Source organism: Saccharothrix sp. S26, from assembly GCF_021390395.1.
In the GTDB taxonomy this organism is placed as follows: Bacteria; Actinomycetota; Actinomycetes; order Mycobacteriales; family Pseudonocardiaceae; genus Actinosynnema.
The window spans coordinates 126944-151468 of sequence record NZ_JAJUWT010000018.1 but is presented as its reverse complement, the minus strand read 5'-3'; the positions used below and the strand labels follow the sequence as shown (position 1 = coordinate 151468).

Genomic DNA, 24525 nt, shown 5'->3' with positions numbered 1-24525 from the left:
ACCACTCGCAGTACCGCATTTCACCTGGCAGTTGGCGCTGCCGGCAACCCCGGAGGCGACGGCCGGTCGCGCTCCAGAGCAGAGAAAGAGACTGTACGGTGAAGCGTAAGTCCCTCTCGATCATAGCAGCAGTGGGCGTGTCCGCGGTGCTCGTGCTGAGCGGATGCACTCGTGCGGGCCAGGGCTCCTCGTCGTCCGATGGCCGCGAGGAGATCACGATGTGGACCCACTCGGCCGGCAACCCGGGCGAGATCGCGGTGTACGAGCAGCTCATCTCCGACTTCAACGCCTCGCAGACCCGGTACGAGGTCGTCCAGGAGGACTTCCCGCAGGGGTCGTACAACGAAGCGGTCACCACGGCCGCGGCGGCGCGGAAGCTGCCGTGCCTGCTGGACATGGACGGCCCGGTGATGCCGAACTGGGCCTGGGCTGGTTACCTCCAGCCCTTGGGACTGCCCGACGACCTGGTCAACTCCTTGCTGCCCACGACCGTCGGCCGCTACAAGGCCACGGTCTACTCGGCGGGCTACTGGGAAGCCGCGCTGGCGATCTTCGCCCGCAAGTCGGTTCTGGACAAGAACAACATCAGGATCCCCACCGTCGACCGGCCGTGGACGCTGGACGAGTTCGACGCGGCCGTCGCCACGCTCAAGGCGAGCGGCTACCGCACGCCCCTGGATCTGGGCGCGGCGGACAAGGGCGAGTGGTGGTCCTACGCGTACTCGCCGATGCTGCAGAGCACGGGTGGCGACCTGGTCGACCGCGCCTCCATGAAGACGGCCGAGGGCGCGCTGAACGGCCCGGACGCGGTGAAGTTCTTCACCTGGTTCCAGCAGGCGTTCGAGAAAGGTTGGGCGGACAACGCGGGACCCATCGGGAACCAGCGCTTCATCGACGACGCGGTGGCCCTGAGCTACACCGGTGTGTGGAACGCCAAGGCGGCGTTGGACAGCGTCGGTGACGACCTGCTGATCCTGCCCCCGGTGGACTTCGGCAAGGGGCCGAAGATCGGCGGCGGCTCCTGGCAGTGGGGCATCTCGGCGGGCTGCAAGAACGTCGACGGCGCCAGGGAGTACCTGGAGTTCAGCTTCCAGGACAAGTACCTGACCGCGTTCGCCGACAGCCAGGTTGTCATCCCGAGCACCGCGGCGGCCGCGAAGGCGTCGAAGTACTTCAGCGACAACGCCGACCTGCGCGAGTTCGCCGTGCTGTCGCAGAAGTTCGCCCTGGCCCGACCGGCGACCCCCGGTTACCCGGTGATCTCCTCGTCCTTCGAGAAAGCGGCGAAGGACATCATGAGCGGCGCCGAGGTGAAGTCGACGTTGGACGCCGCGGTGCGGGCCATCGACGCCGACATCGCGTCGCAGAACGGCTACGGCTTCTAGATCGTCGCTCCCGCCGGGCGGCGACGCCCGGCGGGCTGAGAGGGAAGGCACCTCCCATGACGGCGATCTCCTCGCCGGAACGCCGCGCCGCGAGCGCGGCCCCGGGACCGGTCTCCCGGCGCAAGACCCGCGGTGACCTGCGTTCCGAACGCCGCGCCGGTTGGGCGATGGCCGCGCCCGCGGTGCTGTTGCTGCTGGTGTTCCTGATCGTCCCGGTGGTCCTCGGGTTCGTCCTGTCGTTCACCAACGCCAGGTTGATCTCACCGGAACCAACGAGCTTCACCGGGTTCGACAACTTCGTCCGGGCCTTCACGGCCGATCCGACGTTCTTCCGCTCGCTGCTGAACACGTTCGCCTTCGCCGCCGTCGTCGTTCCGGTGCAGGCTGGTCTGGGCTTGGTCCTCGCCATCCTGGTGAACCAGAAGATCCGCGGCGCGGTCGCGTTCCGGGTCGTCTTCTTCATCCCGGTCGTGACCTCGATCGTCGTGGTGTCGATCCTGTGGAAGTTCCTGTACCAGCCGGACGGGCTGATCAACTCCTTCCTCGACTCGATCACCTTCGGCGCCTGGCAGGGCACCGCGTGGCTGAACAACCCGAGCACCGCCCTCGCCGCGATCATCGTGCTGTCGGTGTGGCAGGCGGTCGGCTTCCACATGCTGATCTGGCTGTCCGGGCTGCAGACCATCCCCGGTGAGTTGTACGAGGCCGCGCGGATCGACGGCGCGGGCACGTGGCGGCAGTTCCGCGACGTGACGTGGCCGGGTCTGCGCCCGACCAGGGTGTTCGTGCTGATCACCATCACGATCGCCGCGCTTGGGCTGTTCGTGCAGATCGACGTGATGACCCAGGGCGGTCCCGTGGACTCCACCTCGACGTTGGTCTACCACGCCGTGCGCATGGGCTACCGCCAGCAGCAGATCGGCTACGGATCAGCGCTGTCACTGGTGTTCTTCGTACTGGTGCTCATCGTCGCGCTGGTCCAGCGCTTCCTCACCCGAGACAAGGACTGAGCCGTGGCAGTGCAGAAGGGTGAGCGCGTGCTGAGCCGCCGCCGAAGGCTCTGGATCTACCTCGCCATGACCGGGCTCGCCGTCTTCTTCCTCTTCCCGCTGGTGTTCATGTTCGTCTCCAGCCTGAAGCCCGACGGCCAGATCCTGTCCGACGTCGGCGGCTGGCGCGCGTTCCTGCCGGTCGGCGACATCAGTGTCGACAACTACTCCGGGGTGTTCGACCGGGTGCCGGTGGGCCGTTTCCTGCTCAACTCGGTGATCGTCACGACGGTCGTCGTGGTCGCCGGGCTCGTGGTCAACTCCATGGCGGGATTCGCGCTCTCCCGGATGCGCTGGACCGGACGCGGCGTGGTGCTCGGCGTCGTCATCGCCACGTTGATCGTGCCGTTCGAGACGATCGCGGTGCCGATGGTCTACTGGGTCACGCAGCTGCCGACGCTGGTGTTCGAGAACGGGTGGATCGCCTACGACTTCGGCTGGCTGGACACCTACGAGGTGCAGATCATCCCGTTCATCGCCAACGGGTTCTCCGTGTTCCTCTTCGCCCAGTACTTCAAGACCATCCCGACCGCGATCGACGAGGCGGCGCGGATCGACGGCGCGGGCTGGTTCACCATCTACCGCAGGATCGCGGTGCCGTTGTCGGGACCGGCGTTCGCCACGGTCGCGATCCTGACCTTCCTGCCCGCGTGGAACCAGTACCTGTGGCCGAGCATGGTCGTGCAGGACGAGGACCTTCGGCCGGTCATGGTCGGCATGCAGTACTTCTTCCAGGAGAACACGGCCTGGGGTGAGGTCATGGCGTACACGTCGATGATCACGCTGCCGGTCCTGGTGGTGTTCCTCGCCTTCCAACGCGCTTTCGTCAGCAGCGTCGCCGCGAGCGGCGTGAAGGGCTGACGCACAGCTTCCTCTCGCACGACTTCCCCGAAAGGCCTGTGCATGTTCGCGCTGCCCGATTCCTGGGTGTGGGACTTCTGGTTCGCCGACGACGGCGAGCACTACCACCTGTTCTTCCTCTACGCCTCCCGTGCTCTGCGCGATCCCGACGCCCGCCACTACCGCGCCTCGATCGGTCACGCGGTCTCGACCGACCTGACGAAGTGGACCCGCGTCGAGGACGCGCTGGTCCGCGCGGACGCCCCGGCGTTCGACGACCTGGCCACGTGGACCGGTTCGGTCGTGCGACACCCGGATGGGACCTGGTTCCTGTTCTACACCGGCTCGACGGGGGCCCCGGACGGCAAGAACGTGCAGCGCATCGGCTGTGCGACGTCACAGGACCTCCTCGCCTGGGACCGCGTGCCGCACAACCCGGTCCTGGCCGCCGATCCCCGCTGGTACGAGACGCTGCTCGCCGGCGTCTGGCACGACGAGGCGTTCCGTGACCCGTGGGTGTTCGCCGACCCCGACGGGCACGGGTGGCACATGCTCGTCACCGCCCGTGCCACGTCCGGCGAGCCGTTCGAGCGCGGCGTGGTCGGCCACGCGGTCTCCGCGGACCTGCGGCACTGGGAGCCGCGCCCGGCACTGACCCTGCCCGGACCTCGGGGGTTCGGGCAGCTCGAGGTGATCCAGGTCGAGGTCGTGGACGGAAGACCGGTGCTGCTGTTCTCCTGCCTGGCCGAGCATGCCTCGGTCGACCGCCGGGCGACCGGCACGACCGGCGGCATCTGGGCGGCCCCCGCCGAAAGCCTGCTCGGTCCGTTCGACGTCGCGGCCGCCGAAGCCGTCACCGACGACCGCTTCTACAGCGGACGCCTGATCCGCCGCCGGTCCGACGACCAGTGGGTGTTGATCGCGTTCCACAACCGAGGGGAAGGGGGCTTCGTCGGCACCATCAGCGATCCCATGCCGGTTGCGTGGGACGGCAAACGCCTGAGCGTTCTCGTGTCCTAGAAGGTCCGGAGGGTTGGATGAGCTCAACGACGAGCGGACGCCGCCTGGTGCGCACGGCACTCGCCGCCGCACTCGTGCTGGCATCGAGTGCCGGGAGCCTGTCGGGTCCGGCATCCGCCGCCCCGCAGGCGGCCGCGGTCACCTATCGCGCCCAGTACCACTTCACCGTGCCCGACCGCTGGAAGAACGACCCGCAGCGGCCGGTCTACCTCAACGGCAAGTTCCACTACTACTACCTCTACAACGCCGACTACCCGACCCAGATCGGCACGGCCTGGCGGCTGGCGACCACCTCCGACGGGGTCGCCTTCGCCGACCAGGGGATCGCCGCGCCGAAGAACACCAACGCCAACCGCGACCTGTGGTCCGGGTCCGCGGTGATCGACACCGCGAACACCGCCGGTTTCGGTGCCGGTGCGGTCGTCATGCTCGTCACGCAGGCTCCCGCGGGGGCGCAGGCGCAGTTCCTGTGGTACTCGATCGACGGTGGGCGGACGTTCCGGCCGCACGGTGACAGACCGGTGATCCCGAACGGCGGCAGGGGTGTGTTCCGCGACCCGAAGGTGATCTGGGACGCCGCGCGCAACCGGTGGGTCGCCACTATCACGGAGGGGGACCGGATCGGGTTCTACACGTCGTCGGACCTCAAGAACTGGACGCGGCGGTCCGACTTCGCGAGCAGCTACGGCTTGCTCGAGTGCCCGGACCTGTTCCAGATGCGCGCCGACGACGGCACGACGCGCTGGGTGTTGGGCATGAGCGCCAACGGCAGGGCGGCCGGCAAGCCGGAGACCTATGTGTACTGGACCGGCAGCTTCGACGGCACTTCGTTCCGCGCCGACTCGTTCGGGCCGCGGTGGTTGGACCACGGGTTCGACTGGTACGGCGGCGTCACCTGGGAGGATCCGGCCGCGCCGCTGGACCGGCGTTTCGCGATGGCGTGGATGAACAACTGGGCCTACCCCGACACCACGCCCACCATCGCATCGGACGGTTTCAACGGAACCGACTCGATCGTCCGGCAGGTCAGGTTGAAGCGCTACGCGGACGGTTACGCGCTCGCGTCCCAGCCGACCCCCGCCCTGGCCTCCCACGCGACCTCGGTGAGGAACCTCGGCACGATCCGGGTCGACAACGGCGTGGTGCCGCTGGCCTACCGCGGCACGGCCTACGAGCTGAACACCGACGTCAGCTGGACCCAGCTCGAGAACCTGGGGCTGCAACTGCGGGTGTCGGCCGACGGCACCCGGCACGCGGATGCCGGGATCTACCGCGACTACAGCTACCTGAACCGGCGGCAGACCGGGCAACCTGACCCCAACGGGCCGCGGGGTGAGAGCCAGGCACCGTGGGATCCGGCGAAGAAGACGGTCCACCTGCGGATCCTCGTCGATCGGACCACGATCGAGGTGTTCGTGGACGACGGCCGGTACGTGCACTCCAGCCAGGTGTTCGCCGACCCGGCCGACACCGGCATCAACCTGTACGCCACCGGCGGCAGCGCCACCTTCGCCAACACGACGATCACCGAGTTCCGCGACCTGGCCCAGCGCCCGGCGAAGGTGCTCTCGGGGTTCGAAGGCACCTCCTTCGACCCCGGCTGGACCACCACCGGCAGCTTCGTCGGCACCGGACCGTTGACCGGGTACCTGCCGGGCATGGTCGGCAGGGGAGCGCTGGACACCTTCGCCGGCGGAGGCGACCCGGCCACCGGCACGATCACCTCACCGAGGTTCACCCTGGACCGCGACCACCTGCACTTCCTGATCGCCGGGGGGAGGCACCCGCACGGCTCGCCGGGCGAGACCTCGGTCAACCTGGTCGTGAACGGCCAGGTGGTGCGCACGGCCACCGGGAACGACACCGGGGTGCTCAGGCCGGTCGACTGGGACGTCCGCGACCTGCGCGGGCAGAGCGCCCAAGTGCAGGTCATCGACCGGGCCACCGGCGCATGGGGGCACCTCGCGATCGACCACCTGCTGTTGAGCGACTGAGCGCACGGACTGGCGGAGGGCGGCGTGTCCGCCCTCCGCCGAACCCCGCTCACTTCGCCATGATCAGTTGGGATCCGGCGTCATCGCGACTGTTGTGCCAGAACGTCGGCCCGGGAGTCGTCCCGGTCGTTCGGGAACTGGATTTCCCCCGAGCCGCGGCGGATGAGAGTGGCGGGGACGACGGCGTGAGTGGGTGGGGAGTGGTCACCGGCGATGCGGGCGAAGACGAGTTCGGCGGCTTTGCGGCCGAGGGCGGGGACGTCCTGGCGCAGGACGGTGACGCCGGGTTCGAGCATGTCGGCCAAGGGGAAGTCGTCGAAGCCGATCAGCGCGACCGAGTGGTGCAGGCCGCGGGCGCGCAGGGCGCGCATCGCGCCGACGGTGACCAGGTTCTGCGCCGTGAACAGCGCGGTTGGAGGTTCCTCCAGGTCGAACAGGATTTCGGTGGCGTTCTCCGCGGCGTCTGGGCCGTGAAGGTCAGTGCGGACGAGCCCCTCGTGCAGGGTCAGGCCGGCGTGGGCGAGTCCTTCCAGGTAGCCGTTGTAGCGCTCCTGACTGGTCCACAGGGTCCTGCGGTCGCCGAGGAAGGCGATGCGGCGGTGGCCCAGGCCCGCAAGTTGGAGCACCGCGTCGCGCGAGCCGTCGCGGTTGGTAGTGGTGACGCTGTCGGTGCCGTCGAACGTCGGTGGGCGGTCGACCAGCACCATGGGCGTGCCGCGTTCGCGTTCCTGCTGGAGCGCGTCTTGGTGGCCGCCGGCGGCCATGACGACCATGCCGTCGACGCGGCGGGTGGCCAGGGAGGTGAGCAGTTCGCGCTGGAGCTCGGCGTCGTCCTCGCTGCTGCCGGCGAGCACGAGCACGTCGTTCTGCCTGGCCAGATCCTCGACAGCGCGCAGCAGGGCGGCGTCGAACGGGTTGGACAGATCCTCCAGCAGCACGCCGATGGTGGCGCTGCGCCGGTCGGAGCGGCGCAGGCTGCTGGCGGTGAGGTTGGGCCGGTAGCCCAGGGCGCGTGCGGCGGCACGGACCCGCTCGACGACCTCGGGGCCTGCCCCGGGCAGATCGTTGATCACCCGCGACACCGTCTTCGTGCTGACCTTGGCCAGTGCGGCGACATCCCTCATGGTCGGCTCGCGCCGTGCCCCCCGTGCTTCCATGACCCCTGCTCCGTCCTGGGTAACGCTTGCGTAACGGCGACTTGTCGTGACCTGCACCACGAAGCTAGCGTCAACGATGACTTAACGAAAGCCCCACTTCCCCGTGTGGTCCCTCGGACCTGGAAGTGCGGCAGTTCTTGATGCCAGTTCGCGTAACAGCCGATCAGAGTGGGACATCATCGTCTCCGGCGGCCAGTTACGTCAACGTTGACGTTGGAGGAGACATGACCGGACGGGCGCGCAGAGGCGTCAGGCTTACCGCGCTGGTATCGGCGTCATTGCTCGCGCTGGTCACCGGGTGCGGGGACGGCGACGGCGCGGCCGGCGGCGGCACGCTCGTCGGGTTGGTGACCAAGACCGACACGAACCCGTTCTTCGTGAAGATGAAGGAAGGGGCGCAGCAGGCCGCGGGCAGCACCGGCGCGACGGTGCAGTCCTTCGCCGGCAAGCAGGACGGCGACAACCAGTCCCAGGTGGACGCGATCGAGAACCTGATCGGCGCCGGGGCCAAGGGCATCCTGATCACGCCCAACGACTCCAAGGCGATCGTGCCCTCGGTGGACAAGGCACGGGTGGCGGGTCTGCTGGTCATCGCCCTGGACACCCCGCTGGAGCCCTCAAGCGCCGCCGACGCCACCTTCGCCACGGACAACTACCAGGCCGGGAAGCTGATCGGGCAGTGGGCGAAGGCGAAGTTCGAGGCCGAGGGCAAGCAGGCGAAGATCGCCCTGCTGGACCTGAACCCGAACCAGGTGTCCGTGGACGTGCAGCGTGACCAGGGCTTCCTGGACGGCTTCGGCGTGAACGTGAAGGACAAGGAAAGGATCGGCGACGAGGACGACCCGCGCATCGTGGGCCACGACGTCACCGACGGCGCGCCCGAGGGCGGCCGCACGGCGATGGAGAACCTGCTCCAGAAGGATCCCGGCATCAACCTCGTCTACACGATCAACGAGCCGGCCGCGGCGGGCGCCTATGAGGCGTTGAAGGCGGCGGGCAAGGAGAAGGACGTCACGATCGTGTCGGTGGACGGCGGCTGCCCCGGCGTGGACAACGTCAAGTCGGGGATCATCGGCGCCACCGCGCAGCAGTACCCGTTGAAGATGGCGCAGATGGGTGTGGAGGCGATCGCGAAGTTCGCCAAGGACGGCACCAAGCCGTTGAACACCGCGGGCAAGGACTTCGTGGACACCGGCGTCACGCTGATCACCGACCAGCCCGTGTTCGGGGTCGAGTCGAAGGACTCCACCTGGGGCCGCGAGAATTGCTGGGGCTGAGCATGACCACGACGCTGTCCACGAGCCAGTCGCCCGGAGGGAACCCCCTCGGCAGGGACGACGCGAAACGCTCACCGCTGACCCGGCTCCAGCACCTGCTGCACTCCCAGGCCACCATCGGCCCGGCCGCGGTGCTGCTGGTCGCCGTGATCGTGTTCGCCGTGCTGTCACCGCGGTTCCTCACGCCGGGCAACATCTCCCTGATCCTGCAACAGGTCGCGGTGATCGGCACGCTCGCCGTCGGCCAGACGATCGTCATCCTCACCGCGGGCATCGACCTCTCGTGCGGCGCGATCATGGTGCTCACGTCGATCGTGATGGCGAAGGTGGCGGCGGACACCGGGCTGCCCGGTCTGCCCGCGTTGCTGCTGGGCTTTCTGGTCGGCACGCTGTGCGGCCTGCTCAACGGTCTGTTGGTGACGCGGCTGAAGCTGCCGCCGTTCATCGTCACGCTCGGCACGCTCAACGTGTTCTTCGCGCTGAACCTCTGGTACTCCGCCAGCGCCACCATCCGCGGCACCGACATGCCGTCGCTGCTGCTGTGGACCGGTCAGACGGTCAACGTCGGCGGCACCCGCATCACCTACGGGTCGATCATGATGGTGCTGTTGGTGGCCGCGATGGCGTTCGCGTTGAAGAACACCGCGTGGGGCCGGCACGTCTACGCCACCGGTGACGACGCCGAGGCGTCGCGGCTGTCGGGCATCCGCACCGCGCGGGTGCTGCTGAGCGTGTACGCCACGGCCGGCGCGGTGTACGCGCTGGCGGCGTGGGTGCTGATCGGCCGCATCGCCTCGGCCAGTCCGCAGGCGGGGCAGCTGGACAACCTGGACTCGATCACCGCCGTGGTGATCGGCGGCACCAGCCTGTTCGGTGGTCGTGGCGCGATCGTCGGCTCGCTGATCGGGGCGTTGATCGTCGGCGTGTTCCGCAACGGCCTGGCGCTGGCCGGGGTGGACGTGCTGTGGCAGACCCTGGCGGTCGGCGTGCTGATCATCGTCGCGGTGTCACTGGACCAGTGGATCCGGAAGGTGAAGCCATGACCACACCGGTGTTGCGGGCCCGCGGTCTGGTCAAGCGCTACGGCCGGGTCACCGCGCTGGCCGGCGCGGACCTGGAGCTGCTGCCCGGCGAGATCCTGGCCGTCATCGGCGACAACGGCGCGGGCAAGTCGAGCCTGATCAAGGCGCTGTCCGGGGCCGTGGTGCCGGACGAGGGCGAGATCCTCGTGGACGGCCGCCCGGTGTCGTTCTCCTCGCCCCTGGACGCGCGGGAGGCCGGGATCGAGACGGTGCACCAGTCGTTGGCGGTCGCGCCGTCGCTGGACATCGCCGCCAACCTGTTCCTGGGCCGGGAACGCCGACGCAAGGGCGTGCTCGGCTCGGTGTTCCGGATGCTCGACCGCAACGGGATGCGCGAGGAGGCGCGGCGGCAGCTCGACGCGCTGGGCATCATGACGATCCAGAACCCCGGCCAGGCGGTGGAAACCCTGTCCGGCGGGCAGCGCCAGGCCGTCGCGGTGGCCCGCGCCGCCGCGTTCGGCAGCCGGGTCGTGATCATGGACGAGCCCACCGCGGCCCTGGGCGTGCGCGAGTCCCGCGCCGTGCTCGACCTCGTGCTCCAGGTCCGCGACCGCGGCCTGCCGGTCATCCTGATCAGCCACAACATGCCGCACGTGTTCGAGGTCGCCGACCGCATCCACATCCAGCGCCTCGGCCGGCGCAAGGCCGTGGTCGACCCGAAGACGATCTCGATGTCCGACGCCGTGGCGATCATGACCGGCGCCATGGAGCCGCCCGACCCGGTGGCTTGACGCGGTCGACCCCGCGCGACGCTCGCGCGGGAGGAGCACGCCTTCCCGGGTGTCACGAGACGCCGCCACGACCGCCCGATGACCGTTGTCGCCCTGTTCAGGGCTATGCCGCTGACCGCTCGCGGTGGTGGAGCTCCCTCTCCCGGCTCCACCACCGCTTCCCCCGACAAGGACACGACATGATCTTCGTTGCCGGTGAGGCGCTGGTCGACCTCATGCCCGACCGCGTCGGCGGCTACCGGCCCATCCCGGGCGGCAGCCCCGCCAACACCGCCGTCGGCCTCGGCCGGCTCGGCACGCAGACCGCCCTGCTGGCCCGCCTGGCCGACGACCGCTTGGGCGCGCTGCTGCGCGACCACCTCGAAACCTCGAACGTCGACCTGCGCCGCGTCGCCGAGTCCACCGCGCCGACCACGCTCGCCGTGGTGGACGTCTTCCTGGACGGCGTGGCCGACTACTCGTTCTACATCGACGGCTGCGCCGACGGCGGCTGGCAGGTCGCCGACCTGCCGGACGCCCTCCCCCCAGACTCGGCACTGCACGTGGGCGGCTCCTTCGCCCTCGCGATCGAATCGATGGCCGCCGTGTTCGAGACGTTGCTGTCCCGCGAACACCCCCACCGCGTCATCACCCTGGACCCCAACATCCGCCCGGTGCTCATCGACGACCCCGCCGCCGTGCGCGCCAGGCTGCGGCGCTGGCTCGGCATGACCGACATCGTCAAGGTCAGCGCGGACGACCTGCGCTGGATCGCCCCTGACCGCCCCTTCCTCGACGTCGTGTCCGAGTGGCACGACCTGGGGCCTGCTCTCGTCGTCGTCACCCGCGGAGCCGAAGGCGTGTACGCCTCCGGACCCACCGGACGCATCGACCTCCCCGGCCTGCCCGTCGAGGTCGTCGACACCGTCGGCGCGGGAGACGCGTTCATGGCGGGCCTGCTGGCCGCCTTCGACCGCAGCGACCTGCTCACCCGGACCAACCTGGCCACCATCACCCACGCCGAACTCGCCGACGTCCTCGCCTACGCCCAGCGCGTCGCGGCCATCACCTGCACCCGCGCCGGCGCCGACTCGCCCTGGTTCGACGAACTGCTCCCCACCGAGGTCCGCTCCGCGACCTGCTGAACGCGCACCGACCCCGACCTCCGGACCAGGGCGCCCACACCCGCGGCACCCGTGAACCGGTCATCCGGTGCGCCACGAAGTGTTCAAGACGGCCAACGCGCGTCTTGATGCCGGGCCTCGGCAAGCCATACCCGCTGCCCGGACGACTCCCCACCCACTCGAAGCGAGCTCCCTTCCCGCAGACGTGAAGAGGCCAGCATGCGCAGATCCACCTTCACCCAATCACTTCGACGCCGTGCCACCGCCTTGTCGACAGTCGCGATCCTGGTCGCGCTCTCCATGATCGCCGCCCCTGCGGCGCACGCGGCGGCCTACCCCGAATACCCCTACGACGCGACCGACTACAACGAGCCGTTCCGCGGCCAGTTCCACTTCAGCTCGCAGGGCGGCTGGATGAACGACGTGAACGCGCCGCTGTACTACAACGGCGTCTACCACCTCTTCTACCAGCACAACCCGCACAGCCTGCAGTGGGACACCATGCACTGGGGCCACGCCACCAGCACCGACCTCGTGCACTGGAAGCAGCAACCGATCACCCTGGAGCCCGGCCTGCACAACGCCACCCTGTTCTCCGGCGGCGGCTGGGTCGACCACAACAACGTCACCGGCCTCAAGACCGGCGCCGACGCCCCGATCCTGCTGTTCACCAACACCAACGGTGTCTCCATCGCCTACAGCACCGACGGCGCGCGAACGTTCCGCATGTACAACGGCGGCGCCAAGGTGATCTCGACCCCCTACGAGTCCCGCGACCCCAAGGTCTACTGGGACGCCGCGCGCAACCGCTGGGGCATGGTCTTCTGGGGCAACGAGGGCGGCAACGTCGCCAAGTTCTACAGCTCCACCAACCTGCTCAATTGGACCTACCGCGGCGAGTTCCGCGCCGATTGGCTGTTCGAGTGCCCCGACCTCTACCAGCTCCCGGTCGACGGCAACACCGCGAACCAGAAGTGGGTCCTGCAGGACGCCAGTGGCGAGTACGTCATCGGCACCCTGAACAGTTCCGGCGTCTTCCTGCCTGACGCCGGCTGGTCGCGACCGCAGCGGATGGACGTGGGCCGCACCGAGTTCGGCGGGACCGCGTACGCCGGTCTGACCTTCACCAACATGCCCACCAACCGGGTGGTCCAGATGTTCTGGCAGCCCGGCAACAAGGGCAGCACCTGGACCGGCAACGCATCATTCCCCGCGCAGCTCGGGCTGCGGACGTTCCCCGAGGGCATCCGGGTCACCCGCAACCCGGTCAGCGAGATCTCCACCATCCGCCAGGCCGCGCAGACCTGGACCAACGTGACCGTGTCCCCGGATCTCGCGTCCAACCCGTTCAACGGCATCACCGCCGACACCTACGAGATCGAGGCCACCTACAACCTCACCGGGGCCACCGCCACCGACTTCGGCTTCGAACTGCACCGCCGCGCCGACGGCACCCGCGACGCCGCCATCGGCTACGACCGCGTCCGCCAGACCCTCGCCGACGCACCCATGCCGCCTGTCAACAACCGCGTGAAGCTGCGGGTCCTCGTCGACCGCGGCCAACTCGAGACCTTCGGCAACGACGGCCGCATCTCGGTCACCGACAACGTCAACTTCGACTCCTCCGGCGGAAGCCTCGGCATCCGCGCCTACGCCAACAACGGCACCGTCCGCATCGAATCCCTGACGTTCCGACGGCTGAGCAAGGCGTGGACGAGCGCGCCCAGCGGACCGGACCAGGGCATCGGCATGATCAAGTGGAACGGCACGAACAAGTGCGTCGACCGCGACGGCGCGACCGCCCTGGTCAACATCTGGGACTGCTGGAACGGCGCCAACCAGCGCTGGACGTTCACCGCCGCCGGGAAGATCAAGGTCGGCAACGAGTGCCTCGACCAGCCGACGGAGACCCCCGGCAACGGCGCCAGGCTCAAGACCTACCCGTGCTGGGGCGGTGACAACCAGCGGTGGGTCCGCATCGGCGCGGACCAGTACCAGAACGCGTGGTCCAAGCGCTGCCTCGACCTCGCCGCCGGCGACGCCACCAACGGCCGCCCGCTGCAGGTCTGGGACTGCGTCGGCGGCCCGAACCAGAGGTGGAGCATGCCGACCAACTGACGTCGGCCACGCCGGCACGACGAAGGGCGGCCGGAGCCACCGTCCGCCCTTCGTCCCGACGACCTGACCCCCGACGTCTCACTCGCGACGAACATTCCTGCATCGATGACGTGCGACAACGGACCACGGTGACTGTGGGGTGCCGAAAGTCGGTCACAGAGCCTGACCGGCGGTTAGGCGGCTGTGGGTTTGTGCTCGTTGATCAGGCTGCCGAGGACTGGTCGGCGGCGTACAGGGGTGCGGCCCGGCTCTGCGGTCGGGTGGTCCGGTCGTGGTGGTGTGGGTTGTAGGGCTTGGTGTGGTCTACGGTGGTCGTAGTGGGTCGTGTAGCGGTTCAGCACGGTTCGCAGGTGGTTTTGGTTGATGATGAGCGGTCGGTCGATGGCTTCGTCTCTGACGGTTCGGACGAAGCGTTCGGCGTGGGCGTTGGCTCGTGGACCCCGTGGTGGGGTTTCATGACGTGGATGCCTGCGTCGGAGAGGGCCGCGTCGAACGAGGTGGTGAACTGGCCGGCCCGGTCGCGGATGAGGAACCGGAAGCTGTCGGCTCGGCCGTCGAGGTCCAATGGGCCGGGTGTGGGCTTGTGGGGTGGTCAAGCAGTTGCAGGGTGAATACCACGGCAGCCGTGCGCTCTACGGCGAACTCGACGAAGCCACCATGCTCAGCCAGTTGGAAGTGGCGTGTTCCCGGATCAAGGACTGCGAGCGCGACGGCATCTGGTACGACGATCGCCCACAACTACGGCGTGTACGGCAGCCTCGGTGAAGGCATCATCGGCTCGGTCGCCTCCTACAAGGCGCTGAAGAAGTTGCCCGGCGGCCCGGGGTCCAAATCCGGTTCTGCTTCCGGGGCCTCGCCGATGTGCACCAACAGCTTCACCGGCGACACCGCGGTCCTGATGGCCGACGGCACGACCAAGCGCATCGACCAGATCAAGGTCGGGGACAAGGTTGCCAACAGCGAACCCGAGAGCGAGGACACCGAGCAGCACGAGGTCTTGGCGGTCATCGTCACCGACGCCGATAAGGACTGCCTGTTCGCAGGCTCTCAATCATGATCGGTGGCGGTCTGGCGACCGAGCTCCCGAAACTCGGCAAGCTCGGCGGTGGGAAGAAGCCCGACCTCGAACTTCACCCGGACCGGGTGGCCAACGCCGAGAACGCGATCATCGGCCCGCGCAAGTTTACCGAGTACGCCCTGAACCCCGATCATCCTGTCGGAGGGAACAAGGCGAAGGTCTTCGAGCCAGCCCTGGGGTATGACCGAAGCGACGCCGACGACCTGATCGAGAAGATTCGGGAGGGCGTGCAGACCAACCCAGCTGTCCCCGGCAAGGTCGACCAGTACGGCTCACGGTTCACGGTCGACATGATGACCGAAGGTCCGGGTGGCAGCGCTATCGTCCGAACCGGATGGATCATCAAGCCGGGTGAGACCATTCCCCAGATGACTGCGACCTTCGTGAAGTGAGTTGAATAATGTCGTTCAATCAGTTCGACGTCGCATATTTGAGTGAAGACTTGCCGGACGAGGGGCTCAAGGCCGGTACTCAGGTGACGGTTCTGGAGGTCTATGACGAGCCGGCCCTCGCCTACGAGGTGGAGGTCGTCGACCACAGCGGGGTTACTCTGTTCCAAGGGGCAGTAACCGCAGACGTGCTAGTCGGACAACCGCCGGAGTGATCGATTCCTGGGGCCCGGAAGCTCAGGCTGATCACATCAACCTGGCGGCGCTTGCCCGGCTGGATGCAGCGACTCCTTTACTCGGCCGGTTACACTAGAACGCGACCTGGAAGAACAGGGCCAAGCACGTCGCTCAGCCGTTCTGCGACTGGAGGTCAAGGGGGGGCGCAGGTTCAAATTCTGTCGTCCCGACGGCGAAGAGGATCTTCGCAGGTCAGACACGGGGAAGGTCCTCTGTTTGTGATCTTGGCTCGTCCTTCGAGGTCGAGCACGTCGCTCAGCGACACTTTGACTCTTGGTCTCGGACCATATCGATGCATTAATCGGATCGGCTGACCTGGCGGAACACGGCGTCGTTCAGCGCGAGGGACGGCATATCGATCCCTTGACTGGTTGCTGCCGGAGTAAAGCGGTCAATCAGCTGAGTCGGGCCGCGGTCAAGCCGCGATCGACCAGTGCCTGGCGCTCGGGAGGCATTGATGTCGCGCTTGAGGCCGGCGTCGGCAGCTCGTAAGGTCGATCTCGGGGCTGTAGCCACGCGTCAGGTGCAGCTCGCCCCGGTCTGCGTTGGTCTCGATCCAGCCCGAACCGCCCAGCTTCGGTGGACCGGGTGCCGGTCGGCCTACGAAGTGGACCTTCCGCCCGGCTTGGCGGGCGATCGAGGTCAGGACTCCGGCGAGAGGGTGCGCATCGAGTATCCCCTCGACCTCGGCGGCGACCTGTTTGCGTTGAGGCGGAACGGTTCTCAGGCTGTCGGCCAACCGGGGCAGCACCGAGTCGGCGGCGGCGGTACCGGGGACGACGACGGTGTGCTCGTCCAGCGCGGCCGGGATCGCGGCGACGAGTTCGTCGTCCTGTGGGGTGTCAACAGTCAGGCATGGGGTCTGACCTGCACTTATGCTGCTGTGGGTTCGTACTCGTTGATCAGGCCGCCGAGGACTGGTCGGCGGCGTATCGAGGCCAGGTGGGCTCTGTGGTCGGGTGGTCCGGCCGTGGTGGCGAGAGTCGGAGGGCTTGGTGCGGTCGGCGGTGGTTGTAGTGGGTCACATACCGGTCGGGCACTGATCTCAGTTGGCGTTCGTTGATGATGAGCAGGCGGTCGGCGACTTCCCGTCTGACGGCGCCGACGAACGGTTCGGCGAAAGCGTTGGCTCGCGGACACCGTGGTGGGCTCTTCACGACCTGGATGCCCGCATCGGAGAGGACCGCGTCGAACGAGACGGTGAACTGACCGGCCCGGTCTCGCACCAGGAACCGGAAGTCTTCTGGCCGATCGCCGAGGTCCATGAGTAGGTTGCGGGCTTGTTGCGTGGTCCAGGGGCCGTCCGGATTCGTGGTGGTGCCGAGGATGTGCACGTAGCGGGCGGCGACCTTCATCACGAAGAGCACGCGGTGAACCGTTGCAGCCCAGCCGCTACCCGGTGACCGAGCTTGAGCAGCTCGCCCTGGATTCGGCGGTAGCCCCAACCGGCGTTCTCCTGAAGGTGGGCGAGGTCAGGCGTGGCCGGATGTTGGAAAGGGCCAGTCACCACCACGACCGCCACGGCAGTGTGCGTTCCATGATCCGTGATGGCCTCGAACCGTCCGTCCTCGGCCCGCGACAACCTGCGGATGGTGGTGCCCCCAGTCGCACCGGCAGGGCGAAGCGCTGCGCGTAGGTGGCCAGGTAGTCGGCGACCTCGTCCTTGCCGGGCAGGGAGCTGTGCCGGACGGGGGTGAACAGCCGCAGCGAGTCCCATCGGCGGCGCCATGACGAGCCGACCTCGGCCGCGGCGTCGAGGATGACGAAGTCCTGTCCGGCGGCGGCCAAGGCGTGGCCCATGGCGAGCCCGGCCTGGCCGCCGCCGATGACGAGGACGTCGTGGCCTGTGTCAGCAGGCATCGCAGCAGCCCGAGCCGTTCTGCTTCGGTGCGCCCACGACGGTCAGGTTCAGTGCCTGTGGGGCGGGCGGCGTCGTCGCGGTGACTTCGGGCAGCGGCGTGGACTTGGCGGCTCGGATGGCGTTGGCGATCACCAGCACCTCGGCGAACTCGTGGATGAACACCACGGTGGCGAGGCCGAGCACGCCGAACGCGGCCAGCGGGATGAGCACGCCGATGATGGCCAGGGAGAGGCCGACGTTCTGCAGCATCACCCTGCGGGCGTGGCGGGCGTGGGCGAGCACTTGGGGAAGGTGGCGCAGGTCTTCACCCATGAGGGCGACGTCGGCGGTTTCGATGGCGACGTCGGTGCCCATGGCGCCCATGGCGATGCCGACGTCGGCGGTGGCCAAGGCGGGTGCGTCGTTGACGCCGTCGCCGACCATGGCGATGCCGCGGCCGTTGCGCAGGCGGGTGACCAGAGTGGCCTTGTCCTCGGGAAGCAGCTCGGCGTGGACCTCGGTGATGCCGGCGCGGGTGGCCAGGGCGGTGGCGGTGCGGGTGTTGTCGCCGGTGAGCATCGCGGTGCCGATGTCGAGCTCGTGGAGCCGACTGACCACCTCGCCGGCTTCGGAGCGCAGTTCGTCGCGGACCGCGATCGCGCCGAGCAGGGCGTCGTCCCGCTCGACCAACACGACGGTGGCTCCGGCGGCCTGGAGCCGCTCGACCTCGCCGGCGAGCGGGCCGGGGTCGACCCAGCCGGGCTTGCCCAGGCGCAGGGGAGTGCCGTCGCGCTGCCCGCGCAGGCCGTGTCCCGGGACAGCGGTGACCTCCTCCGCGGGGCGCACCTCACCGGCTGCGGCGAGGATGGCACGGGCCAGTGGATGCTCGCTGCGTGCTTCGAGCGAGGCCGCGGCGTCCACGACGTCGTCGCGTGAACTGCCCCGTGCGGCGACGACGGCGACGACCTGAGGGGTGTTCCGGGTCAGGGTGCCGGTCTTGTCCAAGGCGACGGTGCCGACGCGGCCGAGCTCTTCCAGCGCCGCGCCGCCTTTGACCAGGGCGCCTTGGCGGCTGGCCGCGCCGACGGCGGCCACCACGGTCAGCGGCACGGAGATCGCCAACGCGCAGGGCGAGGCCGCGACGAGCACCACCAGTGCTCGTTCCAACCACAGCACCGGGTCGCCGAGCAGCGCGCCGAACCCGGCGATGGCCACCGCGAGGACCATGATCGCGGGGACCAGCGGACGGGCGATGCGGTCGGCCAGGCGCTGGCCGGTGCCCTTGCGTTCCTGCGCCTCCTCGACGATGTGGACGATGCGCGCCAACGAGGAGTCCGCCGCCAAGGCGGTCACCTCGACCTCGATCGCGCCACCGCCGTTGATGGCCCCGGCGTGCACGACGGCGCCGACACCGGCCTCCACCGGAACCGACTCGCCCGTGATGGCCGACAGGTCCATGCTGGTGTGCCCGGCGCGGATCACACCGTCGGTCGCGGCACGCTCACCGGGCCGCAGCACCATGCGGTCACCGAGGACCAGCTCGTCCGGTGAAAGGCGTACCTCGGTGCCGTCACGCAACACGGTCGCGGTAGGCGGCACCAGGCCGAGCAGCGCGCGAAGGCCCCGGCGGGTGCGAGCGATGGCGTAGTGCTCCAGGCCCTCGGCGATGGAGAACAGCACGCCCAGCATCGCCGCCTCGGTGATCTGGCCGAGGGCGACCGCGCCGATCGCGGCGACGGTCATCAGCGTGCCCACGCCCACGCGGCGGCGCAGCACGTTGCGCAGGGCGCCGGGGGCGAACGTCGCCGCGCCGACCACCGCGGACGCCAGTTGGAGCACGGTGCCGATCCGGTCCGCGCCCGTCAGCCCGACCAGCCAACCCGCGGCGAGCAGTGCGGCCGCGACGGCGGCGAACCGGAGCTCTCGGACCTGCCACAACCGCTGCGGGCCGTGGTCTGCCTCGACCTCGGTCGGCTGCTCCTCCCGGGGACCGCAGCACGCGTCAGACACGGCTCCTGCCCTCCACGTCGGCCTTGGCGAGCCCGACGGGCGCTTCGTCGCCACCCAGCACCGCGATGACCAGGGAACGGCCGCGTTCGGTCAAGGAGTGCATGACCATGCGGCGCTCTCGCCGGGCCGCCACGAGCCCCGCCGTGCGCAGCAGTCGCAGGTGGTGTGACACCAGGTTCTGCGCCTGCCCGACCACCCACGCCATGTCGCACACGCACAGCTCGGTGCCGGACAACAGGGCCGCGGCGATGGTCAACCGCGTGGGATCACCGAGTGCGCGGGCGGCGGCGGCTGCCTGCTCCACATCGGGCAGCTCCGGCAGGCCGGCCCGGATCTCTTCGGCATGAGGCAAGTCCAGGCACAGCAGGTCGCAGGCATCGCGCTCATCGCTCACATCTACAAACTAATACTCATTGATACGTTGAGGCAAGACTCATATCAACGACCGTTGATACTTCACCTCGGCTGGTTCACCAGGCGGGTACCAGGGTGAGGTGATCTCCGCCGCAGGCGCTGCGGCGATCAACGGGTGGACCGTCCGGGCCGGAGCGTGGTCAGTCCTCTCTGCCGGTGGCAGGCACCCCGTCGTCCCCTTGCGGAATTCCGCACCGCCTGGCTGCGGGGGGGGCGGACGTGGCGTTCACGGCTCGTGCCGCGTCCTTGGGACGACCGGCACGGCCGACAACCGGCCGGCCACCGCGGGCGCGCATTGTTGGTGTGCCGGACGTGGAGCTCAAGAATCGGCTTCCATCCAGCGGAAAGTCGCCTCGAAATCCGCTGCTGATTTCCGTTGAACGGAATCGGGGGTACTTTTGATTTCGTTCCACCGGGAAAGGTTTCGTGCGCCGAAGGCGGGCTGTGCAGCCCTCTGAGCTGGCCTGTTGCTGTGCAGGGGCCAACCTGATTATTGCCAGTGGCGCTTGCGTGGATTACGGTTTCACCGAAACGGTCGAAGCTGGAGTCGTCGGGTTTCGCTATCTTTGTGCCGCTACCGCAACAACTTCTCTTGCCGGCGCCCGTCTCGCCATCCGTGAGACGCGGCGCACCCAGTCGAGGGGCGACAATGATGTCGAAGAGTTGGGTGAACGCGTTCCCGACAGCGGTGCGCGACTTCGTGATGGTCAGGTGTAAACGCCTCGGCACGCCGGCGACCGCCCACGAGTGAACCGCCTGTACGCCGGGCCTGGCGACGACCTCGGCCGGCCTCCAGTGGAACCCGGCACGGTAGTCAGCCCCTCCTGAACTGTGCTCGTCCCCGTGCGCCTCGGACCAGAACCATCCCGAACGCGGTGACTCGGCTCCGGTTCCTCACCTGTCCGGAGCTCCGGCGTCATGCCGTCACCAACCCACTGTCGGCCCGAGCATCCGACCACCCGGTCCCGCGTGGAGCGGTGATCCACCCGAGCGAGGAGAAACCGACATGCGTGCCCGTCCCCGCCTGGCCATGATCAGCGCCGCCACGGAAGCAGGTCTCGCCGTGGTCGGCCTGTCCATCCACGCGCCCACCGCCTCGTCCGAACGCTTCCAAGCTGAAGCGCAGGTGATCAGCAACATCGCGTACGCGCCCGCGCAGCCCACCGGAAGCCAAGGGCACCTGCTCGACCTCTGCTTACCCGACGGCGGATACAACGATCCGATCCTGACCGGTGGCACCACCACGTTCGGCGCGGTCTGCGCCAACGGCTGACGTCGAGGCCCGTGAGATCCCGGGTGTCCCGCCGTGCGGTCGCTCGGGCTCCCCGGCCCACGTCACCTCCATGTCCGCCGCCAACCGTCCGCAACGGTCGCCGAACAGGTCACCGCGGCCTGCCGGCGTTCCCCCGGACGGATGTCGAAGTACGACGCGAAAAGGAAAGGACGATGATGACGGACAGTTCCGCTCACCACGGACCGGGCCTCAAGAAGCGATCCGCCCGCGTCGCCGGTCGTGCTGTCCGAGCGTTGATCGCCGCGGTCGCGGCGATCGTCGTGTCGGCGACCGGTGTCGCGGTGGCGAGTGACCAAGTCGGTCGGGACGTCTCGGCGGCGGCGGCGAACGAGATGGGGTTCATCGGCTGCTCGATGGCGGAGAACGTCGCGCAGGGGTACCGCGCGATTGGTGGCACGCGCATGTGGGGTCCGTACGGGACCGGCGGTCTCGTCGTGCAGTCGTGGACCGACACGAGCTCCGCCGCCTGGCAGAAGTTCGACCAGCAGTCGAGCAGGTTCGGCAAGCCGACCGCGGTGTGGGTGCAGATCTGCATCTTCGCCCAGGCGGGCGCGACCTACGACGAGGTGAAGCAGCTGATCGCCAACGCACGCCGGCACGCGGCGCCCGGCGCCCGGATCTACATCACCGGCCAGCCGCTCTACGACGCCGGTCGGACGTGCTTCCTGGCCGGCGCCAACGGCCCGCAGCTGACCGACAACCTGGCCCGGCAAGCCGCTGCGGACCCCACGCAGAACGTGACCTACCCCGGTGCGTTCCGCCTCCGCAGCAGCGAGGTGGCTGACGGCTGCCACGCCAACACGGCGGGACAGCAGTCGCTCGGAAGGCAGGCGTTGGCCTTCTGGGGCTGAGCCGACTGGCTCCGATCGGAATACCGCGGCGGTGACAGCGTCGTCGAGGCGCTGTCACCGCCGAGAACCTCCGGGAGCCGTTCCGGTCAACTCCCTGGCAGGGAGGCCAGCATCGGCGCGATGTCGAACCTTGTCTGCAGCAGGCCGTAGGTCTGCATCAGGTCGGCCACGCGCTGGAGGCGGGTCGCGTCGAGGGTAGTGGGGAACTCGCCGAAGTGGACCAGGGCCGCGGTTTCCGCGTCGACCTTGGCGTACTCGGTCAGCAGTTGCCGGACCAGGGGTTGGTCGCCGGCGTCCCGCTGTCCCTTGACGAGGGCGCGCTGGAACGCGGCGACGGTGTTGGGGTTGTCCTGCAGGAACTTCCCGGTCGTGCCGTAGCCGGCGATCGGGATGCCGTCCGTCGGACCCGATGCCGCGTCGAGCACCGCGACCTGACCCGAGTTGCGCTGGGCCCTGGTGATGAACGGCTCGCTGGAGAAGGCGGCGTCGACGACGCCGTTCTCGACCGCCGCCTCCATGTCGGGCAGCGGGACCTCCTTGAAGGTCACCTTCCCGGGGTCGACGTTGTTGGCTTCCAGAGTGGCCCTGAAGGTCAGTTCCGCGATGTTCCTGGTGGTGTTGATGCCCAGCGTCCTGCCCTCCAGGTCTCTGGGGGACTTGATGTCGGAGTCGGCTTTGGCCAGGACCAGGAACATCTCCGGCTTGGCCTGGTAGCCGTCCATGATCAACCGCAGGCCGCCGACGTTCTTCGCGGTCTCCTTGGCCTGGGCGGCGAAGAAGGACACGAAGTTGCCGAAGGTCATGTCGAGATCGCCGCTGACCAGGCCGGGGATGGCCGCCGCGCCGCCCTGGATGGTGATCGGCTCGACCTGCAAGCCCTCCTGCTCGAAGTAACCCCTCTTGATCGCGATGTGGACCGGCGCGACGTCGAGGATGGGGAGCAGACCGAGCCTGATCTTGCTCTTCTCGACCTTGCCCGGCAGGGAGGAGCCGTCGGTCTCCTCCGCGCCGCCGCCGAGCATGCCGCAGCCGGCGACGGCGGCGAGCACCACGGCGGCGGACAGCGCGCCGGCGAACTTTCGTGCCGATAAACCGACACTTCGAACCATCGGGGCATCTCCTGGTGTATGGCTGTATGTGCGGAAAGCCGAAGCGCGATCGACCGGCGTGGTGGATCGGGTTTCGAGTTGCTCAGCGCTCGGTGGCGGCGGGAATGAAGAGGTCACCACGTCGGATGTCGCGGCATCGGTCGCATCGGCGCACCGCACCGAGCACGAAGTGAGCTGCCTTCATCTCTCTCTCGGTACGTGAGTCTTTCTTCATTCCGGTGGTGGTGTCTGTGCGACCGCACCGCTACCGCGGCTGCCCTCGGCGGCGCCATCCGTGACGGATGTCGGCAGCCCGCGTCACTTTAGCCAGGTGGCCACTGCGCCTGGGTCGCCCATTCAGGCGAATCTGCGCTCCGGTCAAGCGAAGCTTCCTCGCAAAGTGGCGCACCGGTGCATTTCGCACGGCCGATTTCCGTTCAGTGGAAACGATCTCTTGCCAGTGCCGAGCGGCGGCGCTATCGCGGTTCATGCGCGGTGCAACGATCTGCGTTCTCGGGTGAAGGGCTCGGTCGGCGCGGTTACGTCGTCGACTTGCCACCGGGCCGGCGCGCCAAGTCGCGGGCGATGCCGGCCGCTGCCATGCGCAGTGCCGCGAGGTGTCTCGTCGGTTCCCGTCGCGTCGTCGTGACCAGGCCGATGGCTGCCAGCACGATGCCATCCGGGTCGCGCACCGGCACCGCGACCGAACATGTGCCCAGCGTCATCTCCTGGACGGTCCGCGCGTATTCACGCCGACGCACCTCCGCCAACTCCCGCAGCAGGCGCCCCGGCTCGGTCACCGTGTAAGGCGTCACCTTCTCCGCATTCTTGATGACCTGGTCGACCACCTCCGGCGGCGCGTGGGCCAGCAAGACCTTTCCCACGCCGGTGGCGTGCAACGGGAGGAGGCCTCCGGCGCGGCTCACCAGCGGAACGGACGAGCGGCCGTGCAGTCGTTCCAAGTAGAGGGCCTGATCGCCGTCGCGGATGGCGAGGTGCACGTTCTCCCGCGTCGCCTCGTAGAGGTCTTGCATGAACGGCAGGGCGACGTCCCTCAACCCTCCCTGCACCCGAGCCAGCAGGCCGAGCTGCCACAGTCGGCGGCCGACGACGTAACGGCGGTCGGGAAGCCGTTCCAACACCTGCTGGCGGACCATGTCCGACGCGAGACGGTGCACGGTGGTGAGCGGCAGGCCGGCACGGCGAGCCAGTTCGACGAGCACCAGTCCATCCCGCGAACCCTCGAACGCCGCGAGCACGTCGAACGCCTTGGCCAGGACACCCCGTTCTCGTTCGGGTGATCCCTCGGACATTCGGCTGTCTCGCTTTCATCGACCTGTGACCGGTGGTGATCGTAGCGATGAAAGCCTCAGCGGGAAGGCGGCGCTTCCGCAGAGTGGAAGTGTTTAGTTGTGCACGCCTGAGGGAAAGTCGCATGATGCGGCCCGACGATGTCGAGCATGGCTCGGCTATTTTTGTCGAACGGTGTCGATCAGCCGGGCGCCTGCCTCGCGACAGCTCGGCGGATTTGTCCGACTCGCGGGTTTCCGGTGAGCGAAAGAGATCCG

Annotated in this window: 24 protein-coding genes and 1 pseudogene; 16 read left to right on the top strand and 9 right to left on the bottom strand. The window is 68.5% G+C overall.

The window, feature by feature from the left end; genetic code table 11:
- The first annotated feature begins 218 nt into the window (after nt 1-218).
- From LZG04_RS27640 to LZG04_RS27620, 5 genes are read left to right on the top strand one after another with little or no spacing between them, the layout of a single operon-like run.
- On the top strand, nt 219-1385 hold the full coding sequence (locus LZG04_RS27640) for an extracellular solute-binding protein (protein ID WP_233822192.1): 1167 nt from the start codon (nt 219-221) through the stop codon (nt 1383-1385).
- Nucleotides 1386-1441: 56 nt separating this feature from the next.
- Complete coding sequence (locus LZG04_RS27635) at nt 1442-2395, top strand: carbohydrate ABC transporter permease (protein ID WP_233822190.1); 954 nt, start codon at nt 1442-1444, stop codon at nt 2393-2395.
- Between the two features lie 3 nt (nt 2396-2398).
- Entirely contained in the window at nt 2399-3295 is an 897-nt protein-coding gene (locus LZG04_RS27630) for a carbohydrate ABC transporter permease (RefSeq protein ID WP_233822189.1), read from the top strand.
- A 42-nt stretch (nt 3296-3337) separates the two neighbouring features.
- Entirely contained in the window at nt 3338-4294 is a 957-nt protein-coding gene (locus LZG04_RS27625) for a glycosyl hydrolase family 32 (RefSeq protein ID WP_233822188.1), read from the top strand.
- A gap of 17 nt (nt 4295-4311) precedes the next feature.
- Complete coding sequence (locus LZG04_RS27620; RefSeq protein WP_233822187.1) at nt 4312-6288, top strand: GH32 C-terminal domain-containing protein; 1977 nt, start codon at nt 4312-4314, stop codon at nt 6286-6288.
- 80 nt (nt 6289-6368) lie between these two features.
- On the opposite strand, the gene LZG04_RS27615 is transcribed toward LZG04_RS27620, so the two are convergent.
- Complete coding sequence (locus LZG04_RS27615) at nt 6369-7505, bottom strand: LacI family DNA-binding transcriptional regulator (RefSeq protein WP_233822186.1); 1137 nt, start codon at nt 7503-7505, stop codon at nt 6369-6371.
- A 164-nt stretch (nt 7506-7669) separates the two neighbouring features.
- Between LZG04_RS27615 and LZG04_RS27610 the strand changes: the two genes are divergently transcribed.
- From LZG04_RS27610 to LZG04_RS27585, 5 genes are all read left to right on the top strand, one after another.
- Nucleotides 7670-8722 carry a sugar ABC transporter substrate-binding protein gene (locus tag LZG04_RS27610; RefSeq protein WP_233822184.1) on the top strand — a complete coding sequence of 351 codons (1053 nt, stop codon included), beginning with the start codon at nt 7670-7672 and terminating at the stop codon, nt 8720-8722.
- A gap of 2 nt (nt 8723-8724) precedes the next feature.
- Nucleotides 8725-9765 (top strand): ABC transporter permease, encoded by a 1041-nt coding sequence (locus tag LZG04_RS27605; protein WP_233822182.1) that lies wholly within the window; start codon nt 8725-8727, stop codon nt 9763-9765.
- Nucleotides 9762-10535: an ATP-binding cassette domain-containing protein gene (locus LZG04_RS27600; RefSeq protein WP_233822179.1), complete on the top strand. Its 774-nt coding sequence runs from the start codon at nt 9762-9764 to the stop codon at nt 10533-10535. Before LZG04_RS27605 ends, LZG04_RS27600 begins: the two co-directional genes overlap by 4 nt.
- Before the next feature lie 179 nt (nt 10536-10714).
- On the top strand, nt 10715-11659 hold the full coding sequence (locus tag LZG04_RS27595) for a carbohydrate kinase (protein WP_267938076.1): 945 nt from the start codon (nt 10715-10717) through the stop codon (nt 11657-11659).
- Nucleotides 11660-11857: 198 nt separating this feature from the next.
- The gene (locus LZG04_RS27585; RefSeq protein WP_233822177.1) at nt 11858-13756 is read left to right on the top strand and encodes a ricin-type beta-trefoil lectin domain protein; all 1899 of its coding nucleotides are present in this window, start codon (nt 11858-11860) and stop codon (nt 13754-13756) included.
- 173 nt (nt 13757-13929) lie between these two features.
- On the opposite strand, the gene LZG04_RS27580 is transcribed toward LZG04_RS27585, so the two are convergent.
- Nucleotides 13930-14352: a transposase gene (locus LZG04_RS27580; RefSeq protein WP_233822175.1), complete on the bottom strand. Its 423-nt coding sequence runs from the start codon at nt 14350-14352 to the stop codon at nt 13930-13932.
- On the opposite strand from LZG04_RS27580, the gene LZG04_RS27575 reads away from it, so the two are divergent.
- The 4 genes from LZG04_RS27575 to LZG04_RS27560 are packed head-to-tail and all read left to right on the top strand — an operon-like array spanning nt 14345 to nt 15438.
- A complete protein-coding gene (locus LZG04_RS27575; RefSeq protein WP_233822173.1) occupies nt 14345-14521 on the top strand; it encodes a hypothetical protein in 177 nt (58 codons plus the stop codon). The genes LZG04_RS27580 and LZG04_RS27575 overlap by 8 nt on opposite strands.
- Nucleotides 14502-14813, top strand: coding sequence for a hypothetical protein (locus tag LZG04_RS27570; RefSeq protein WP_233822171.1), 312 nt, complete (start codon nt 14502-14504; stop codon nt 14811-14813). The genes LZG04_RS27575 and LZG04_RS27570 overlap by 20 nt, the downstream gene beginning before the upstream one ends.
- The gene (locus tag LZG04_RS27565; RefSeq protein WP_233822169.1) at nt 14810-15226 is read left to right on the top strand and encodes a DUF6883 domain-containing protein; all 417 of its coding nucleotides are present in this window, start codon (nt 14810-14812) and stop codon (nt 15224-15226) included. The genes LZG04_RS27570 and LZG04_RS27565 overlap by 4 nt, the downstream gene beginning before the upstream one ends.
- Before the next feature lie 8 nt (nt 15227-15234).
- Complete coding sequence (locus tag LZG04_RS27560; RefSeq protein WP_233822167.1) at nt 15235-15438, top strand: DUF4926 domain-containing protein; 204 nt, start codon at nt 15235-15237, stop codon at nt 15436-15438.
- Between the two features lie 656 nt (nt 15439-16094).
- Here LZG04_RS27560 and LZG04_RS27555 read toward each other — a convergent pair.
- The 5 genes and pseudogenes from LZG04_RS27555 to LZG04_RS27535 all read right to left on the bottom strand — a co-directional run.
- Nucleotides 16095-16283: pseudogene (locus LZG04_RS27555) on the bottom strand (IS110 family transposase); the annotation flags it as partial.
- 79 nt (nt 16284-16362) lie between these two features.
- Nucleotides 16363-16827, bottom strand: a complete 465-nt coding sequence (locus LZG04_RS27550; RefSeq protein WP_233822165.1) for an integrase core domain-containing protein — start codon at nt 16825-16827, stop codon at nt 16363-16365.
- Nucleotides 16828-16963: 136 nt separating this feature from the next.
- Nucleotides 16964-17320, bottom strand: a complete 357-nt coding sequence (locus LZG04_RS27545; protein ID WP_233822163.1) for an FAD-binding protein — start codon at nt 17318-17320, stop codon at nt 16964-16966.
- On the bottom strand, nt 17310-19310 hold the full coding sequence (locus LZG04_RS27540) for a cation-translocating P-type ATPase (protein ID WP_233822160.1): 2001 nt from the start codon (nt 19308-19310) through the stop codon (nt 17310-17312). Before LZG04_RS27540 ends, LZG04_RS27545 begins: the two co-directional genes overlap by 11 nt.
- Complete coding sequence (locus LZG04_RS27535; RefSeq protein ID WP_233822158.1) at nt 19303-19704, bottom strand: helix-turn-helix transcriptional regulator; 402 nt, start codon at nt 19702-19704, stop codon at nt 19303-19305. The genes LZG04_RS27540 and LZG04_RS27535 overlap by 8 nt, the downstream gene beginning before the upstream one ends.
- A 1026-nt stretch (nt 19705-20730) precedes the next feature.
- Between LZG04_RS27535 and LZG04_RS27530 the strand changes: the two genes are divergently transcribed.
- Together LZG04_RS27530 and LZG04_RS27525 are read left to right on the top strand one after the other, a co-directional pair.
- On the top strand, nt 20731-20997 hold the full coding sequence (locus LZG04_RS27530) for a hypothetical protein (protein WP_233822156.1): 267 nt from the start codon (nt 20731-20733) through the stop codon (nt 20995-20997).
- A 254-nt stretch (nt 20998-21251) separates the two neighbouring features.
- Nucleotides 21252-21869, top strand: coding sequence for a hypothetical protein (locus tag LZG04_RS27525; RefSeq protein WP_233822154.1), 618 nt, complete (start codon nt 21252-21254; stop codon nt 21867-21869).
- A gap of 86 nt (nt 21870-21955) precedes the next feature.
- Here LZG04_RS27525 and LZG04_RS27520 read toward each other — a convergent pair whose 3' ends face one another.
- On the bottom strand, nt 21956-22978 hold the full coding sequence (locus LZG04_RS27520) for an ABC transporter substrate-binding protein (protein WP_233822152.1): 1023 nt from the start codon (nt 22976-22978) through the stop codon (nt 21956-21958).
- A gap of 518 nt (nt 22979-23496) precedes the next feature.
- A complete protein-coding gene (locus LZG04_RS27515; protein WP_233822150.1) occupies nt 23497-24270 on the bottom strand; it encodes an IclR family transcriptional regulator in 774 nt (257 codons plus the stop codon).
- Nucleotides 24271-24525: the final 255 nt, after the last annotated feature.

What these genes read in the sequence shown, in the direction of transcription:
- LZG04_RS27585 (WP_233822177.1), top strand. Translation starts at nt 11,858, where the DNA reads ATGCGCAGATCCACCTTCACCCAATCACTTCGACGCCGTGCCACCGCC.
- LZG04_RS27530 (WP_233822156.1), top strand. Translation starts at nt 20,731, where the DNA reads ATGCGTGCCCGTCCCCGCCTGGCCATGATCAGCGCCGCCACGGAAGCA.
- LZG04_RS27545 (WP_233822163.1), bottom strand. Translation starts at nt 17,320, where the DNA reads ATGCCTGCTGACACAGGCCACGACGTCCTCGTCATCGGCGGCGGCCAG.
- LZG04_RS27600 (WP_233822179.1), top strand. Translation starts at nt 9,762, where the DNA reads ATGACCACACCGGTGTTGCGGGCCCGCGGTCTGGTCAAGCGCTACGGC.
- LZG04_RS27515 (WP_233822150.1), bottom strand. Translation starts at nt 24,270, where the DNA reads ATGTCCGAGGGATCACCCGAACGAGAACGGGGTGTCCTGGCCAAGGCG.
- LZG04_RS27595 (WP_267938076.1), top strand. Translation starts at nt 10,715, where the DNA reads ATGATCTTCGTTGCCGGTGAGGCGCTGGTCGACCTCATGCCCGACCGC.
- LZG04_RS27605 (WP_233822182.1), top strand. Translation starts at nt 8,725, where the DNA reads ATGACCACGACGCTGTCCACGAGCCAGTCGCCCGGAGGGAACCCCCTC.
- LZG04_RS27560 (WP_233822167.1), top strand. Translation starts at nt 15,235, where the DNA reads ATGTCGTTCAATCAGTTCGACGTCGCATATTTGAGTGAAGACTTGCCG.
- LZG04_RS27625 (WP_233822188.1), top strand. Translation starts at nt 3,338, where the DNA reads ATGTTCGCGCTGCCCGATTCCTGGGTGTGGGACTTCTGGTTCGCCGAC.
- LZG04_RS27620 (WP_233822187.1), top strand. Translation starts at nt 4,312, where the DNA reads ATGAGCTCAACGACGAGCGGACGCCGCCTGGTGCGCACGGCACTCGCC.
- LZG04_RS27610 (WP_233822184.1), top strand. Translation starts at nt 7,670, where the DNA reads ATGACCGGACGGGCGCGCAGAGGCGTCAGGCTTACCGCGCTGGTATCG.
- LZG04_RS27635 (WP_233822190.1), top strand. Translation starts at nt 1,442, where the DNA reads ATGACGGCGATCTCCTCGCCGGAACGCCGCGCCGCGAGCGCGGCCCCG.
- LZG04_RS27640 (WP_233822192.1), top strand. Translation starts at nt 219, where the DNA reads ATGTGGACCCACTCGGCCGGCAACCCGGGCGAGATCGCGGTGTACGAG.
- LZG04_RS27565 (WP_233822169.1), top strand. Translation starts at nt 14,810, where the DNA reads ATGATCGGTGGCGGTCTGGCGACCGAGCTCCCGAAACTCGGCAAGCTC.
- LZG04_RS27520 (WP_233822152.1), bottom strand. Translation starts at nt 22,978, where the DNA reads ATGGTTCGAAGTGTCGGTTTATCGGCACGAAAGTTCGCCGGCGCGCTG.